The organism is Micromonospora sp. H33 (assembly GCF_052068455.1).
In the GTDB taxonomy this organism is placed as follows: Bacteria; Actinomycetota; Actinomycetes; order Mycobacteriales; family Micromonosporaceae; genus Micromonospora.
In genome coordinates this window covers 134,781-149,603 of record NZ_JBQHDE010000007.1, presented here as the reverse complement: position 1 = coordinate 149,603, position 14,823 = coordinate 134,781, and the positions used below count along the sequence as shown (strand labels likewise).

General features: G+C 72.6%; 10 protein-coding genes. 1 reads left to right on the top strand and 9 read right to left on the bottom strand.

The features are described from left to right. Window positions 1-97: 97 nt before the first annotated feature. Both ACTMS0_RS17845 and ACTMS0_RS17840 read right to left on the bottom strand, forming a co-directional pair. Window positions 98-2,722 carry a tetratricopeptide repeat protein gene (locus tag ACTMS0_RS17845; RefSeq protein WP_441156338.1) on the bottom strand — a complete coding sequence of 875 codons (2,625 nt, stop codon included), beginning with the start codon at window positions 2,720-2,722 and terminating at the stop codon, window positions 98-100. A gap of 176 nt (window positions 2,723-2,898) precedes the next feature. Further along, a complete protein-coding gene (locus tag ACTMS0_RS17840) occupies window positions 2,899-4,182 on the bottom strand; it encodes an erythromycin esterase family protein (RefSeq protein WP_441156337.1) in 1,284 nt (427 codons plus the stop codon). Window positions 4,183-4,468: 286 nt separating this feature from the next. Between ACTMS0_RS17840 and ACTMS0_RS17835 the strand changes: the two genes are divergently transcribed. Then, a complete protein-coding gene (locus ACTMS0_RS17835) occupies window positions 4,469-5,380 on the top strand; it encodes a TIGR03619 family F420-dependent LLM class oxidoreductase (protein WP_441156336.1) in 912 nt (303 codons plus the stop codon). Window positions 5,381-5,408: 28 nt separating this feature from the next. Here ACTMS0_RS17835 and ACTMS0_RS17830 read toward each other — a convergent pair whose 3' ends face one another. The 7 genes from ACTMS0_RS17830 to ACTMS0_RS17800 all read right to left on the bottom strand — a co-directional run bounded on the left by ACTMS0_RS17830 (window position 5,409) and on the right by ACTMS0_RS17800 (window position 14,736). Further along, window positions 5,409-5,840 carry a TIGR03668 family PPOX class F420-dependent oxidoreductase gene (locus tag ACTMS0_RS17830; RefSeq protein WP_441156335.1) on the bottom strand — a complete coding sequence of 144 codons (432 nt, stop codon included), beginning with the start codon at window positions 5,838-5,840 and terminating at the stop codon, window positions 5,409-5,411. A 109-nt stretch (window positions 5,841-5,949) separates the two neighbouring features. Then, window positions 5,950-8,241 (bottom strand): M23 family metallopeptidase, encoded by a 2,292-nt coding sequence (locus tag ACTMS0_RS17825; RefSeq protein WP_441156334.1) that lies wholly within the window; start codon window positions 8,239-8,241, stop codon window positions 5,950-5,952. A gap of 24 nt (window positions 8,242-8,265) precedes the next feature. Next, window positions 8,266-11,148 (bottom strand): hypothetical protein, encoded by a 2,883-nt coding sequence (locus ACTMS0_RS17820; protein ID WP_441156333.1) that lies wholly within the window; start codon window positions 11,146-11,148, stop codon window positions 8,266-8,268. A gap of 120 nt (window positions 11,149-11,268) precedes the next feature. Further along, window positions 11,269-11,886 (bottom strand): LutC/YkgG family protein, encoded by a 618-nt coding sequence (locus ACTMS0_RS17815; RefSeq protein WP_441156332.1) that lies wholly within the window; start codon window positions 11,884-11,886, stop codon window positions 11,269-11,271. Next, window positions 11,873-13,336, bottom strand: coding sequence for a lactate utilization protein B (locus ACTMS0_RS17810; RefSeq protein WP_441156331.1), 1,464 nt, complete (start codon window positions 13,334-13,336; stop codon window positions 11,873-11,875). Before ACTMS0_RS17810 ends, ACTMS0_RS17815 begins: the two co-directional genes overlap by 14 nt. Next, window positions 13,333-14,064, bottom strand: coding sequence for a (Fe-S)-binding protein (locus tag ACTMS0_RS17805; RefSeq protein ID WP_441156330.1), 732 nt, complete (start codon window positions 14,062-14,064; stop codon window positions 13,333-13,335). The genes ACTMS0_RS17810 and ACTMS0_RS17805 overlap by 4 nt, the downstream gene beginning before the upstream one ends. Then, the gene (locus ACTMS0_RS17800; RefSeq protein WP_441156329.1) at window positions 14,065-14,736 is read right to left on the bottom strand and encodes a GntR family transcriptional regulator; all 672 of its coding nucleotides are present in this window, start codon (window positions 14,734-14,736) and stop codon (window positions 14,065-14,067) included. Window positions 14,737-14,823: the final 87 nt, after the last annotated feature.

Here is a 14,823-nt window from a genome sequence, read left to right as displayed (position 1 = left end):
CCCGCCCAGCAATCGCTCGACGTACGTCGCGCCGGACGGCGTCGGCGGGGAGGGGGCGTCCTGGGGTGGCTTCGGCACGCCAGGAATGGCGCTGCCGTCAGTGAGGGGTCAGGGGGTCGGGGGTCGTGGCTGGCGCCAGGGCGGCGCGGAGCCGGGTGCACGCCTGCGGATCCAGCCCGTCGAGCCGGTCCAGGGCCTCCCGCCAGTGCCGGCGCGCCACGGCGCGGTGTCCGAGGCCCGCATGGGCGTTGCCCAGCACCTGCAGCGCCAAGCCGATGCCCCGCTGGTGCTCGTAGCGTCGGCAGACCTCCAGCGACTCCGCTGCGCGGGCGATCGCCGCCCGGTGGTCGCCGGAGGCCTCCAGCGTCTCGGCGAAGTTGACCAGCGCCTGGGCCTCGCGTAACGGATCGGTGCCGCTATCGGCGACGGCGCGTCCCGCCTCGTGACAGGCGATGGCCCGGGAGTAGTCGCCGAGGCGCTGGTACACCAGGGCCAGGTTGTCGAGCACCAACCCTTCCTTGTGCCGATGGCCGAGTTGTCGCCGGACGACAAGCGCGGCCTGCAGGTGGTGTAGGGCGCCGGTCAGGTCGCCGCTGTCGCGCAGGGCGTTTCCGAGGTTGTTCAGGACGGCGGCCTCCCGGCTCCGGTCGCCGAGGTCGCGATGGACGGCCAGGCACCGCTCCAGCAACGGGATCGCCTCGTCGAGCCGCCCCTGGCGCAGAAGCGCGACTGCGACGATGTTGAGCCCGGACGCCGCGCCGGAACGGTCGTCAAGTCGGGTCGCCGCCGTGACGGCGAGGTGGCCGAACTGCTGCTGCTCGGCAATGTATCCGGCGTAGTCGAGGAACTTGGCTGCTACCAGGGCCAGGTCGCGGACCTCGGTGAGGGAGCGTCCGGCCGCCGTCTGTTGGCGGGCTATCAGCAACAGGTTGGTGTGCTCCCGCTCGAACCAGGCCCAAGCGTCGGCGGTGTTGCCGAGTGGTGGGCCGGGGTGCGCCGGGCCAGCCGGCTCGTCGATGCCGAACCGGTCGTGCGGGTAGAGCAACCGGGCAGCGCGGGTGGTGGCCGCGAGCAGCCACGCGGTCAAGCGGCCGAGGGCCTCCTCGCGGTGTGGCGGGTCGTCCACCGCCTGCGCCCGCTCCCGGCCGTAGAGCCGGACGATGTCATGGAACCGGTATCGGCCGCCACCGGCCGACTCGATCAGGTGCGCGTCGACCAACGCGTCCAGCGCCCGCTCCGCGGCGGTGACCGGCAGATCGGCCAGCGCCGCGCAGCCGTACGGCGTGAAATGCGTCCAGTCCGGCAGCGCGGCGAGCCGGAAGAGCCGGCCCGCCTGCTGGCGTGCGCCCTGCGGCGAGTCCCCGAACGCCTGGTAGCCCACGTGCAGGCTGGTCCGTACGGACAGGTCACCGACCTCCAGGACGTCCAGCCGCAGGCCCTCGTCGTCCATCCGCTCGGCGAGACCGGTGAGCGAGGCGTCCGGCCGGGCCGCGGCGCGGGCGCCGACGATTCGCAACGCCAGCGGCAACCCGCCGCACCGGCGGACCACCGTCGCGGCGGCGGCTGGCTCCGCCTGCACGCGTTGGGCGCCGGTGAGCCCGGTGAGCAGGGCGAGCGCCGCGTCGTCGGGTAACGGATCGAGGCGGACCCGGGCCGTGGTGTCCAGGTCAGGGAGCTTCCACCGGCTCGTGATGATCGTGGTGCACCCAGGCCCGCTGGACAGGAGCGGTCGGACCTGCGCCGCCGACGCGGCGTTGTCCAGTACAACGAGCACACCCCGTTCGGCGGTCCACGTGCGCAGCAACGCCGACGCCTCGTCGAGCGAGGCGGGGACGGCGGGCACGCCCAGCGCCCGCAGGAACCGGCCCAACACGTCCGCAGGCTCGGCCGCCGCGATGCCGGCGGTGGCCCCGCGCAGGTCCGCGTAGAGGCAGCCCCCGTCGTAACGCCCGACGATCCGGTGCGCGACATGCAGGGCGAGCGCCGACTTGCCGACACCGCCGGCTCCTTCGACCAGGCACACCGCGGCGTCGGCCTCGGTCGACGAGAGCAGTCGGCCGATTTCCGCCGAGCGGCCGACCATCAGGGGCGGCGCCGGTGGCAGTTGATACGGAACCGGTGCCCCTGACCCGCCTTCTACCGGCCGCACCTCGTCGACGGTCGGCCACGGCAACCCACGCAACACGGCCCGGTCCCGCCCCCCGCCGGACGCGTCGGCCCGTCCCCGTTCCGGGCCGGCCGACCCGATCCCGCCGCCTGCAGGGATCAGGCGTAGGGCGGCGGAGCCCTCCGTGTGGGATGTCGGCCCGATGCCCTCAGTGCCCGGCGCGGCGACCGGACCGCTCGGACCGGTGGTGCGGGTGGCTGGCCCGACCGGGGAGTGTCCCGGCTGGCTTGATGGGCGTCCGCGTGTGGCCGGGGGCCTCGCCGCCGGGCGGGCGGCGGCCAGTCGGCCCCACACCGCCAGCCACGCCGCCGCGCGGTCGTCCGGCACATCGCAGGCTCGCAGCAGGGCCGACACCAGATCGCGGCGGGGCAGCGTCGACCGGCCCAGCATCGTCGCCAGGGTGCTCGCCGGCAGCACGTCCCCGTTGCGCTGCGCGCGGCGGGCAGTCTCGCGGTAGGCGAGGCCGGACTGGTCGCGGACGCGACGCAGCAGCATGACGTACTGCTCCGGGCTGGTCGCGGTGGTCGGGTCGACGCCGAAGTCGGCGGCCGTCATGCGCGCCCTCACGTCAGATGTCACGTGCCCGGAGCCGAGAGGTGCCGGGCGGTTCTGCCAGGGTGCGTCATACCGTACAGGGCCCGCGCCAGGGATCGCCGCCCCGTCACTCCGGAGTGGATAGACGCGGGCCCGCCCGGCAGCCGAACGCTGGAGCGGATGTGACAGCGCCGCCGTCAGGCGCCGGATGGGTACGTCCCGGGCTCGGCCAGGCTGGTGGGCCGCACGCGTAGCGGTCGGACCGCCCGGGTCTCGTCGATCCAGCAGAAGGCGTCGTAGCGGTCGCCGAGCACCGTCGGTACGTAGTTGCCGAAGCTCTCCCGCTCGGGGTGGTAGACGACTCCGATCGCCCGGTGGTCGAGCTCGTCGGTGAGCACATCGGGCTTGCCGTCGCCCGGGAAGACGAACAGGGCCTGCGCCGGCGCGGCGTGCAGGGCCTCCTCCAGGGAGTGCCGGCGGCCCGGCGGCACCGGCATCACCTCCATCGGCGCGCCCCAGGCGTCACCGGCCATCACCGTGCCGTGGTGGGTGCCGAAGCCGACCAACACGACCCGGTCCGGACCGTACCGCTGCCGGGCGAGCTGGCCGATGTTGACCTCTCCGGCGTCGGTCATGTCGGTGGCGCGGGCGTCCCCGACGTGGGTGTTGTGTGCCCAGACGACCGCCTTCGACCCCGGCCCGTAGTGCCGCAGCAGCCGGTCGAGGGTGTCGTCCATGTGCCGGTCGCGGACGTTCCACGACTCCCGGCCACCGCGCGCCATCGTCCGGTAGTAGCGCTCGGCCCCGGCGACGATCTCGGCGTTCTGCCAGGCCTCGAAGCGGCCAGCGCCGTCGGCCACGGCCCGCTCGCGCAGCCCGACGAGCAGGTCCACCACCTCGTTCTCGCAGTTGTTCGGCACGAATCGGGTCGCCAGCGCGTACTGCTGCGGGTCCTCGTCGTACGGCTGGAAGCAGCGGTACGCGGCCAGCGCCGCCGGCACCTGCTCCGGGTCGTGCTCCTGCAGCCAGGTGATGATCTCCCGCAGCGACTCCCACAGCGAGTACACGTCCAGACCGTGGAACCCGGCGCGGTCCGGCTCGTCCACCTCCGCGTTGCGGGTACGCAGCCAGCGGGTGAAGTCGATGACCTCCTCGTTGGCCCACATCCAGGTCGGCCAGCGCTCGAAGGTGGCGAGCGCGTCCCGCGGGTCGCTGGGCGCGGCGGCCTGGCAGCGGACGCTGCGGTCCACTCGGTCGCAGTCGGGCCAGTCGCCCTCCACGGCGACGAACGAGAAGCCCTTCTCCTCGATCAGCCGCCGGCTGATCGCCGCGCGCCAGGTGTAGAACTCGTGCGTGCCGTGGCTCGCCTCGCCGAGCATCACCACCCGGGCGTCCCCGATCCGATCCAGCAGCACGTCCAGGTCACCCGGGTCGGCCAGCGGCCATGCCAGCCCGGCCACCTCGTCGTCGTAACGTCCCATGCTCACCCCCGCCGCGTCAGGTCCCTACCTGCGGATATACCCCTGTCGTACCCGCCCAGGCATCGGCCATACGCGCCACCCGTGCCGGACGGGGCGCCCGGCACCTGGCCCTCTAGGCCCGGATACACGTCCGGTGCGGGACACCGGTCGTTACTGATTGCCGCACCGTGGCTCGACTGGTTCGTGGTGTGGTTGCTGGTCGGCAGGGTGGCCGGCACCGCGCTGACCGGTCGGTGTTGCCGGTTTGCGGCGCCGGACCGGGGCAGGACTGGGTACCGTGCCCGGGGTGGAGATTGGATTCGCCCCGCCCGTCTCCGGCTCGTGGGCGACGCCGGAGAACATGATCCACGTCGCCCGCCGGGCTGAGCAGCTCGGATACCACTCGCTGTGGACGTTCCAGCGCCTGCTGGTCCCGGCCGACCTGGGCTGGAGCGAGACATACCACAGTGTTCAGGACCCGCTGACCACGCTGGCGTTCCTCGCGGCCCACACCACGCGGATCCGGCTTGGCGTGGCGGTGCTCAACATGCCGTTCCACTCACCGGTGGTGCTGGCGAAGCAGACCGCGACTCTCGACATCCTCACCGGTGGACGGCTCGACGTCGGACTCGGTCTGGGCTGGTCGGATGAGGAGTATCAGGCGACGGGTGCGAGCAAGCACCGGCGGGGCTCGCGTGCTGCGGAGTTCCTCGCTGTCCTTCGCTCCCTCTGGCAGGACGACGTCGTGGCGCATCGCGGCGAGTTCTACCAGGTCCCGCCGACGCGGATGGAGCCGAAGCCGGTGCAGCGACCGCACCCGCCGATCTTGCTCGGCGGCGCAGCACCTCCGGCGCTGCGCCGGGCGGGCCGGCTCGCCGACGGCTGGGTCAGTGGTAGTCAGGCCGACCTGCGGGGCATTGGCGCGGCGGTCGCGACGGTCAAGGCCGCCGCGGCGGACGCCGGGCGCGATCCCCGGCTGTTGCGGTTCGTCTGCCGGGGCGCCGTCCGAGTACGGGCGGCCGGCACTGCCGATCGCGAGCCGCTCACCGGCACGCTCGAACAGATCCGGTCGGATCTGGCCAGACTCGCCGAGGCTGGCGTCACGGAACTGTTCGTCGACCTCAACTTCGATCCCGAGATCGGCTCACCCCGGGTCGGTGCCCAGGCGTCGCTGCGACGGGCCGACGAGGTGCTCGACGCCCTCGCCCCGACTCACTGACGCCTCCGGACGGCGCGCTTCCGCTACCTCACCCGGCCGGGTCCATTGCTCCTTCCGCCGACCACGCCGACCAGGCGGTCACCCTGACCGCGACGACCGGCCCGGCTGGTGGCCGCTCGACATACTGCGGATACTTCGCAGCCAGTGCGGCTAGAGCCCGGTCCTCCTCCGCCGGGTCGTCCACCAACCGGCCGTGTCCGTCCAACCGGATCCACCACAGCTTCGACCAGTCTTCGTCGTACTCGTCGATGAGCAGGCAGGCGTGCCCCGTCGCCCGGATGTTCTCCAGCCGGCGTAGCTGCCGGTGGCGCTTGGGCTTCTCGTCGACGGCGTGGTAGACGACATCCCCGAGCAGGACGAAGGACACCGCCACCAGGTGTGGACGACCGTCGGCCCCGACGGTGGCCAGCCGGGCCACCCGGGCCGACCCGACCCGGTGCCGGAGTTCGTTTGTGGGCACACGCTCGACCGTAGCCGAGGCTGCTCGGAGGCATGCGGCCTCTGCCACCGCCGACCTCCGCCCCTGGGAGAAACCGGCGCCGCCCGCGCCGCACAGGTTGAAGATCAAGCTATGGCGTGGGCGGGAAGAACTCGTGGGGTAGGCAGGCGCCGAGCTGGCTGCGGCCCCGGTACAGGAAGATCTCGATGTGTACGTGGGAGTTGACCGCGTTGCCGGTGGAGCCGGTGAGCCCGAGCCGGTCGCCGACACTGACCGGGGTGCCGGCGCGTACCGCGATGTCGTACATGTGGGAGTAGTAGACCCGTACCGTCAGCTCGTCGGGCGTGCTGCCGCGGTAGACGTGGCCCACCGACACCGAGGCCGCGCGCCGGTGGTCGTCGGCGCCGGCCGAGCGCAGCCACAGCAGCAGCTGCCAGATCCGGTTGACCAACCTGCGCCGTTCGGTGTCGTAGACGGAGCTGCTGTCGCTGGAGAGCAGCTCCCGTACCGAGGTGAGCAGCTCGCCCACCGTGATGTGGGGGGTGACGATACGACCCAGCCCGAACGCGCCCGAGTCGGCGTGCAGCCGATCCCGGCGGAACAGCACCGTCCCCACCGGCAGGCCGCGGGCACGCACCACCCCGGCTTCCAGGTCCCGGACGATCCCCGCGCGCAGCGCGTCGAAGGCGGCGGCGTTGTCGATCGGGGTGAGGTTGCGGGCGACCAGGCCGGTGAGCAGCCGGGACACCTCGCTGCCGCTGGACGAACGGGTGAGCACCTCGGCCGGGGCGATCTCGTCGTCGCCGTGCGCGCGCAGCAGCGCCCCCAGCTCCGTCTCCTGCGACCCCTGCCGGCCGAGCAGGCCGTACGCGATCTTGCCGAAGATGTCCTGGAGGTCGTCGGACGCGCGCGCCTCGACCACCGCGCTGCCACCCACCAGGTGGTACGCCGCCGCGTCTTGCGGGGTGGCACGGAACCGCTCGGGGAGCCGGAACTCCTGCGGCGCGGAGAGCAGCAGCGGCAGGCCGGCGTCGCAGTTCCAGTCGACGGCGTTGTCGCCGTGGCCGGGGTAGCTCAGCCAGTGCACCTGGCCGGTGGTATGTGCCGAGATCCCGATGTCGCGGCGCCGCTCCACCGACGAGCTGACCTTCAGGAACGAGTCCATGAACAGCTCCAGGCCGAGGTTGTGGCTGTTCTTCAGCAGCCGCTCCAGCAGCAGCTCGTACCGCTGCCAGCGGCCGGTCTCGTCGGCGACCGCCAGCCGGTGGCTCGTCAGCGACGTGAGTTCCTGGTCCATGCGCCGCAGCAGGGCGTCGCGTTCCTGGCGGGCCTCGTCGTCCCGGATCCCGCGGCGTTCGGCGTCCTGGTACGCCGCGATCCGGCTCATCGTCGCGCCGCTGAGCGTACGGCGGAGGCTGCCGATCTCGCGGTTCATCGTCGCGAGTTCCTGCTGCTGCTCCTGAATCTGGGGCCAGAGCACCCGCAGCCGGGCCCGGGCAGCGGAACGGGCCTCACGGGTCTCCGCGGAGGAGCCGGCTTGCCGGCGCAGCCGCTCCCGTTCCGCCCGGTCGGCGCTCAGCACCACCTCCATGTCGGTCCGGCGGCGGGTCAGCGCCCGCAGCCGCCGGTAAGCCTCCAGGTCGGCCGGCGACGGTGGTGCCACCCCGGCCAGCCGCGCCACCAGCTGTCGCCGCTGCCAGTCGGCCCGCCGGCTGGCGAGCATGGTGAGCTGCCGTTCCACCAGCGCCTGGTGGGTGTGCGGCACGTGGACGGTGGCGTCGACGAGGGCGCGTACTGCGGTGCTGAGCCGGTTGCGGCCCAGCCGCACCGCCCCGGTCAGGTCGCGGAACAAGCCTGGCTCCGAGTCGCGGCGGCCCAACCGCTCGGCGGTGATCACCACGCCGAGCGCGATCGTCCGCTCGTACCAGGCGAGCAGCGCGTGCAGCCGGATCAGGGCGGCGCCCCACGCCGGGCCGTGTAGCAGCGACAGCAGCACCGCGAGCACCATGTCGTGCGGCGCGTCGGCCGGTACGGCGGCGTCCAGCTCGCTCCGGTACGCGTCCGTCGCGGCGACGACGGCGCTCACCGTACGTCGCACCTCGTCGCGCGCCGCAGGGTCCAGTAGCGCACGCACCGCAGGTGAGCTGGCGCGCCCCAGCGTGGCGGTGCCGCCGTCGGCGAGCACCGTCGCCAACGCCTGCCGCAGCAGAGACGACCCGCTCCCGCCATCGGCACCACCACCGTCGGGCGGGTCACCGCCGCCGTCCCCACCCGACGGGGGCAGGGTGACGCGGTGCGGCGGGATCACGTCGTCGGTCAGCGACGCCGAGGAGCCCGCCGCGTCCGGGTCGAACCAGCCGGCGGCGGTGATGTCGGCCAGCAGCAGCTCCAGAAACCGCCGGAAGTCCTCGTTACCGTCCACGGTGGAGCCGAGCGGCCGAACCCGTCACCGGTCGTCCGATCCGACCGGCCGCCACGTGCCGTCGTCCTGCTTGACCCAGCTCGGCAGCTCGCTGTCGGGGCGCAGCCGGACCAGCCGGGTCGGCACGCGTACCGGCCAGGGCGCTCCCTCCGGCACCTCGTCGCCGGGGGCGCCGGTACGTTCCTGGATCTCCCTGACGATCGGCAGGTACTCGGGGTCGGTGATCTCCGGCGGCGGCCCGCCCTGCCACACCTGACCGGTACGCATGAAGTGCTCCACCGCGGTCTCGAACCCCTCCCGCACCGGCAGCAGCACCCGCGCGGCACCAGAGCGTACGAACTCGGCGAACTCCGGGTCGCTGTTGTCATACCGCACCCGGTCCAGCCAGGTGCTCTTCCGGCCCCAGAAGTACGGGTAGAACACGAAACTCATCAGCTGCCACTCGAAGGCGTGTTCGAAGAACCGGATGTAGTTGCCCTGCTCCTCGACCACCGCCACGTCCACCTGCGGCACGCCCAGCGCCCCGGTCTCCACCGCGTCGAAGGCGTCGAAGTGCTGATGGGTCAGCACCGAGATGCACGCCTTCTTCAGCTCGGTGAGCTCCAGCGCCCGGTTGACCCCCGGGTTCCGGCCGTCGATGACCACCCCCTGGTTGGCCGCCGCACGGGCCGTCGCCTCGTCGAACCGCGCCTGCTGCTCCAGGTACGCCTGCTTGATCTCGGCGTGGGTACGGATCTGCCAGTCCAGCATCGCCCGCTCGGTACGCCGGCAGACCACCTCGATGCTGACCGCGAACAGCGGCGTGTCGTTGGCGACCATGGTGATCGGGATCGTGCCTTCCTCCAGGTCGAGGTTCGCCGACTGCAGACCGGAGTGCGACTCGTACAGGAACACCCGGCGCCCGACCGAGATGTACATCTGGGATCCGGCGAACCCGGCGGTGACGTGGGCCTGCACCGCGGTGTACCCCTCGGGGATGGTCAGGTCCTGGCGTTGCGACATGTCCCCGGCCTCACCACCGCCGCCTGAGGAGAAGGTCACCGAGCGGGTCTCCTCGAACCTCGGCGGCGGCTGGATGCCGGTGGCGTGGTACTTGTTCGCCCAGTAGAGGTAGTCGGCTTCGGTGAGCTGGCCGGCGTCGAGTTCGAACGGCTCCGGCCGCGGCCGCCCCACTTCCCGGGTGGCGTCCTCCTCCAGCGCGCCGCTGAGGAACATCGCCGGCTCCGGGATCACAAAGTCGTATATGGTGCGGCCGCCGTAGCGGAACACCTGGGCTTCGTACCGCTTGTCCACCCACTGGTAGACACCGACCACGTGGCCGTCCCCGTCGATGTTGTCGACGCTGTGGTCGTTGATCTCCTCCACCTCGCGGGTCACCCGCCGCGTCTCCTGGGTACGGATCCGCTCGGCGAGCCGGCTCACCGACTTGTCGACCACCTCGCGGGCGTACTCGCTGGCCTTCTTCCGGGCACTCTCCCGGGCGTTGGTGTACGCCGCCCGCGCGTTCGCCTCGATCACCACGGCGGGGCTGACCTGGGCCCGGATCCGCAGCCCGCCCTCGACCTCCGCCTCCTCCTTGAGCACCTCGGACGCCTCGTGGCTGAGTTCGAAGCGCTCGCTGGTCTCCAGGTCGCGCTCCTCCTCCCGCTCGATCTCGCGCTCGGTCACGAAGATCTCCTCGGTGACCTCGCGACGCCGGTGGGTGCGCTGCTTGTTCTCACCCCGCAGCACGTTCTCGATGTGGGCGACCTCGCCGAGCTCATATCCGGTGAGCTGCTGCCGGACCACCAGCAGCTCACCCTCCCCGACCGGCCGTACCGTGCCGTGCGTTGTCGGCAGCGGTTGCCGGCCGCCTCCGGGGAACCGCCACAGGTACGCGCCACCGAGCCCGTACGTGCCGGCTCGGAACATGTCGGCCAGCGCCAGTACGGTGCTCCCCGCCGCGGGACGCAGGTCGCGTACCGACCCGGCCTTCTCGGCGTCCAGCCGAGCCACCACCTGGCTCACCGAGTCTCGCGACAGGTCCAGCCCGAGCTGGCCGAGGTAGCGGTGGCTGGCCTCGCTGATCACCTCGACACCGGCGTCGGAGAGCACGAGCCTGGCGCCGTCCTGGGTGCCAGCGATGCTGATGCCAGCGGCCTTCGCGGCCGCCTTCGGCCCGGGTGGGCCGTCGTCGAGCCGCGCGCCGCCCGGCTTGTGCGGCTTGCCGTTGACGGTACGGAAGAACCGGGGCGCGATCGTCGTCAGCTCCCGCACGACGTTGTCGATGGCCTGCACCTGCCGACCGACCTGCTGCAAGTCCGCCAGCGGCGGCACCGTACGCGTCGGAGGGGCGGTGGTGTCGGGCCGCTGTGGCGCCAGCCTCAGCCTAGAGAGCACCGGCAGCACCAGCGGCATGTCGAGGATCGACAGGGTGGCCGCCGCCCGGTCGGCGCCGTCGCGGTCCTCGACCCAGGCTTCGACGAAGCGCACCGTGCGCAGCAGCCCGACCAGCTCCGCCATCGACCCCGGGTCGCTGGTCGACAACAGCTTCAGCGCCAGCGCGCTGTCGGCCAGTCGTTCCTTGCGCTCCCGCCACGACGTACCGCCGACCTGCTCGGCGTAGTCGTCACCGAGCACGTCGCGTACGGTCTGCTCCACCTGCTCCTCGGTGGGATCCCGCAACTCCTTCAGCCTGGTACGCAGCTTGCGCAGCCGCGGCCCGCCGGTCATCCCCTCGGCGTCACCGACGAACCGGTCGCTGTCGACGAACGCCCGCGCGCGCTCCATGACCTCGCCGCGTGGCACGTCGCCGGTGACGCTGCCCAGCTCCTGCTGCAGCGGTGTGTCCGGCACCGATACCGCGTCGGTCTCGGGATCCGCCGCCTCGGCGTTGCGCACCAATAGCATCCGAAAGACCTGTTCCATGCGTGCTGGCTCCCCACCGAGCGACGTCCATGAGCGGTTGCGGCTCGGCAGCATTGCACCAACAACGTCCGTGCCGGCGGAAGGGCTCGGTCGGAATTCGGCCACCAACCGCACCCGCCGTCAGGTGTCGACGATCACGACCTGCAACCGGCGGGGGCCGTGCACCCCCTCCACCCGGTTCAGTTCGATGTCGCTGGTGGCGGACGGCCCCGAAATCAGGGTCAGCGGGCGGGTCGGATCCGCCAGCCGGGCCAGCGCCTCCGGCAGGCCCCCGACGATCTGGCCAGTGTGGACGACACAGATGTGGTGGTCGGGCACCAGGGTGAGTGTCCGGCGCCCCTGGTGCGGTCCGGTGTCCAGGACCAGGGTGCCGGTCGTGGCGATCGCGACCGCGCAGCCGGTGAGCACGGCGAGCGCCGGTGCGTCCAGGTCCGTCACCGTCAGCGGCCGCGCCGCATCGTCGCGCCGGACCGACCCCGGGTACGCGGCCAGCCAGCCGGTCGGCACCCCGGCCGGCACCGCCACCTCCGGCACGTCCACCAACAACCGTGCCAGGACCGCCGGCAGTTCACCGGCCGGGCACCGGTGCACCGTCGCCCGGTAGTCCTCCAGCCGGTCGACGAACAGCCCCACCAGGTCCGGGTACCCCGTCGCGCGGTCGTACGCCCGCGGCACCGGCACCGGCGCGGCCGGCCGGGCCGCGCGGAGCCGGGCCAGAATCTCCTCACGGGCGCCCATCGGCGTCCTCATTCCGAGCCGCCCACCACTCGCGGAAGGTCTGCCGGGCGGGCAGCGGCGCGTCGCGGCTGTCGGTCCAGGCGGACAGTGGCCAGGGTAGCCGGCGCACGACGCCGCGGCCGCCGGCAATCAGCCGGAGCGGCGCAGAGCCCCGTCGCGCGGCGCGCAGCGTCGCCGCGTACCGGCGGCGGTCGCGCATGACCAAGGACATGGCCCGCATGGCGGTCCGTTCGACGGAGGGTCGGCCGCGTCGGGCGTCCACGCCGGCCTGGCGGAGGTGGACGAGCACCTCGGGGATGTTGATCCGGACCGGGCAGGCGTCGTAGCAGGCGCCGCAGAGGGTGGAGGCGTACGGCAGGGTCCGGTTCGCGCCACCGTCCGGGCCGGTCAGCTGGGGGGAGAGGATGGCGCCGATGGGTCCCGGGTACACCGATCCGTAGGCGTGTCCGCCGACCTTCTCGTAGACCGGGCAGACGTTGAGGCAGGCGGAGCAGCGGATGCAGCGCAACGCCTGCCGGCCGACGGTGTCGGCGAGCGTGTCGCTGCGGCCGTTGTCGACGAGCACGATGTGGACCTCGCGCGGTCCGTCCCCGGCGGTGACCCCGGTCCAGCTGGAGGTGTAGGGATTCATCCGCTCGCCGGTGGCGGAGCGGGGAAGCAGTTGCAGGAAGACCTCGAGGTCGGCGAAGCGCGGCAGGATCTTCTCCACCCCCACGACCGAGATCAGCGTCTCGGGCAGGGTGAGGCACATCCGACCGTTGCCCTCCGACTCCACCACCACCAGCGTGCCCGTCTCGGCGATGGCGAAGTTCGCGCCGGAGACGGCGACGCGCGCGGTGAGGAACCGCTGCCGTAGGTGCCGGCGGGCGGCCTCGGCCAGCACCGCCGGCTCGTCGGTCAACCGTCCCAGATCCACCCCGGGCATGCGGCGGGCGAAGATGTCGCGGATCTGGGCACGGTTGTAGTGGATCGCCGGCACCAGAATGTGCGAGGGGGTGTCGTCGGCGAGCTGCACGATCAGCTCGGCGAGGTCCGTTTCGACGGCGGTGATGCCGGCCTCGGCGAGGGCCTCGTTCAGCCCGATCTCCTGGGTGGCCATCGACTTGACCTTGACCACCTCGTCGGCGCCGGTACGCCGGACCAGGCCCGTGACCACCTCGCACGCCTCGGCGGAGTCCCGCGCCCAGTGCACCACGGCGCCGGCGGCGGTCGCGGCGGCCTCGAACTGCTCCAGCAGCTCCGGCAGCCGGCTCAGGGTGTCGTCCTTGATCGCGGCGCCGGCCAGCCGCAGCCCTTCCCAGTCGTCGAGTTCGCCGACGACCCGCAGCCGCTTGTCCCGGATGGTCCGGGTGGCCCGGTGCAGGTTCGCTCGCAGCTGTGGGTTCGCCAGCTGCTCGCGGGCGGCGGTGGGGAAGGGGAGCCGGGCGATGATGTTGCCGGTGCCGGTCACGTGCTGCCTCCCGTACTCGCCAGGATCTCGGCGTAGTGGATCGGTCGGGCCACGCCGTCCCGGCGGGACAGTCCACCGCCGATGTGTGCCAGGCAGGAGTTGTCCGCGGCGGCCAGGAACTCCGCCCCCGTGTCCGCCACGGCGGCGCACTTGTCGGCGAGCATCGCGGTCGAGACCTTGCTGTTCTTCACCGCGAACGTGCCGCCGAACCCGCAGCACTGCTCCGCGTCGGCCAGCGGCAGCAGCTCCAGCCCGCGCACCGCGCGCAGCAGTCGCTGCGGCCGGTCGCCTAGGCGCAGCATCCGCAGGCCGTGGCACGTCGGGTGGTAGGCGACCCGGTGCGGGAACTCGGCGCCGACGTCGGTCACCCCGAGCACGTCCACCAGCAGTTCGGAGAACTCGAAGGTCCGCGGCGCGAGGGCGGCGACCGCCGCCGCGAGCCGCGGTTCCGGTGCCGCCAGGCGGGGGTACGCGTCGCGGACCATCGCCACACACGAACCGGACGGGGCGACCACCGCCTCGTACTGCTCGAACGTCTCGACGAAACCGCGCACCATCGGCATCGCCTCGGCCCGGTAGCCGCTGTTCGCGTGCATCTGCCCGCAGCACGTCTGCGCCTGGGGGAACTCCACGCGGTGACCCAACCGCTCCAGGACCCGCACCACCGCCTGCCCGGTGCCGGGGAACACCAGATCGTTCACGCAGGTGACGAAGAGAGCGACACGCATCTACGGTCCTTCGAAGAAGGGCAGGTGGCGCTCGCGGGCGGCGAGCAGGTGGGCGCGCATCGCGTCGGCGGCGTCGTCGGGGTCGCCGGCGCCGACGGCGTCGACGACGCGATGGTGCTCGGCGGTGCTGACTCCGTAGTGGCTGGTCGGGAAGTGCAGCCGGAACAGGTGCAGGTGGGCGCGGAGCCGGACCACGGCCTGGTGCAGCATCCGGTTGCCGGCGACCTCGGCGAGCAGGTGGTGGAAGCGGGCGTCCTGGGCGGTGAACGCGGCGATCGCGGCGAAGCCGGTCGCGTCGGGGGTGGCGCCGGGCAGGTCGGCTTCGCCGCGGAGTCGGGACAGGTCGTCCGCGCCCACGGTGCCGGCGGCGACCTCGGTGGCGGCCCGGCGCGCGGCGGCGGTCTCCAGGATCAGTCGCATTTCGACAAGTTCGTCGAACTCGGCGCGGGTGAGCAGCGGGGTGGCGGTGTATCCGGCCAGGGGGCGTTTGCGGACCAGTCCGTCGGACTCCAGCCGGGCCAGCGCCTCCCGGACCGGGGTGGGTGACACGGCCAGCCGTCGGGCGAGCGCGTCGATGCCGATGCGCTCCCCGGGGGCGACCGCGTGATCCATGATCAGGGCCTGGATGGCGCTGTAGACGTCCTCGGTGAGGATCCGTCGGCCGGCACGCATGGCCGAATCCTATAGGATCCGGGGGGGCTCCGGGAAGTGCCGCCCGACCTGCGGTGCCGGACCCGACCCGGCCCCGCCACGCGAGGG

Excerpts from the sequence above, each read along its gene's own strand:
- ACTMS0_RS17820 (WP_441156333.1), bottom strand. The coding sequence starts at position 11,148 with ATGGAACAGGTCTTTCGGATGCTATTGGTGCGCAACGCCGAGGCGGCG.
- ACTMS0_RS17845 (WP_441156338.1), bottom strand. The coding sequence starts at position 2,722 with ATGACGGCCGCCGACTTCGGCGTCGACCCGACCACCGCGACCAGCCCG.
- ACTMS0_RS17815 (WP_441156332.1), bottom strand. The coding sequence starts at position 11,886 with ATGGGCGCCCGTGAGGAGATTCTGGCCCGGCTCCGCGCGGCCCGGCCG.
- ACTMS0_RS17800 (WP_441156329.1), bottom strand. The coding sequence starts at position 14,736 with ATGCGTGCCGGCCGACGGATCCTCACCGAGGACGTCTACAGCGCCATC.
- ACTMS0_RS17805 (WP_441156330.1), bottom strand. The coding sequence starts at position 14,064 with ATGCGTGTCGCTCTCTTCGTCACCTGCGTGAACGATCTGGTGTTCCCC.
- ACTMS0_RS17840 (WP_441156337.1), bottom strand. The coding sequence starts at position 4,182 with ATGGGACGTTACGACGACGAGGTGGCCGGGCTGGCATGGCCGCTGGCC.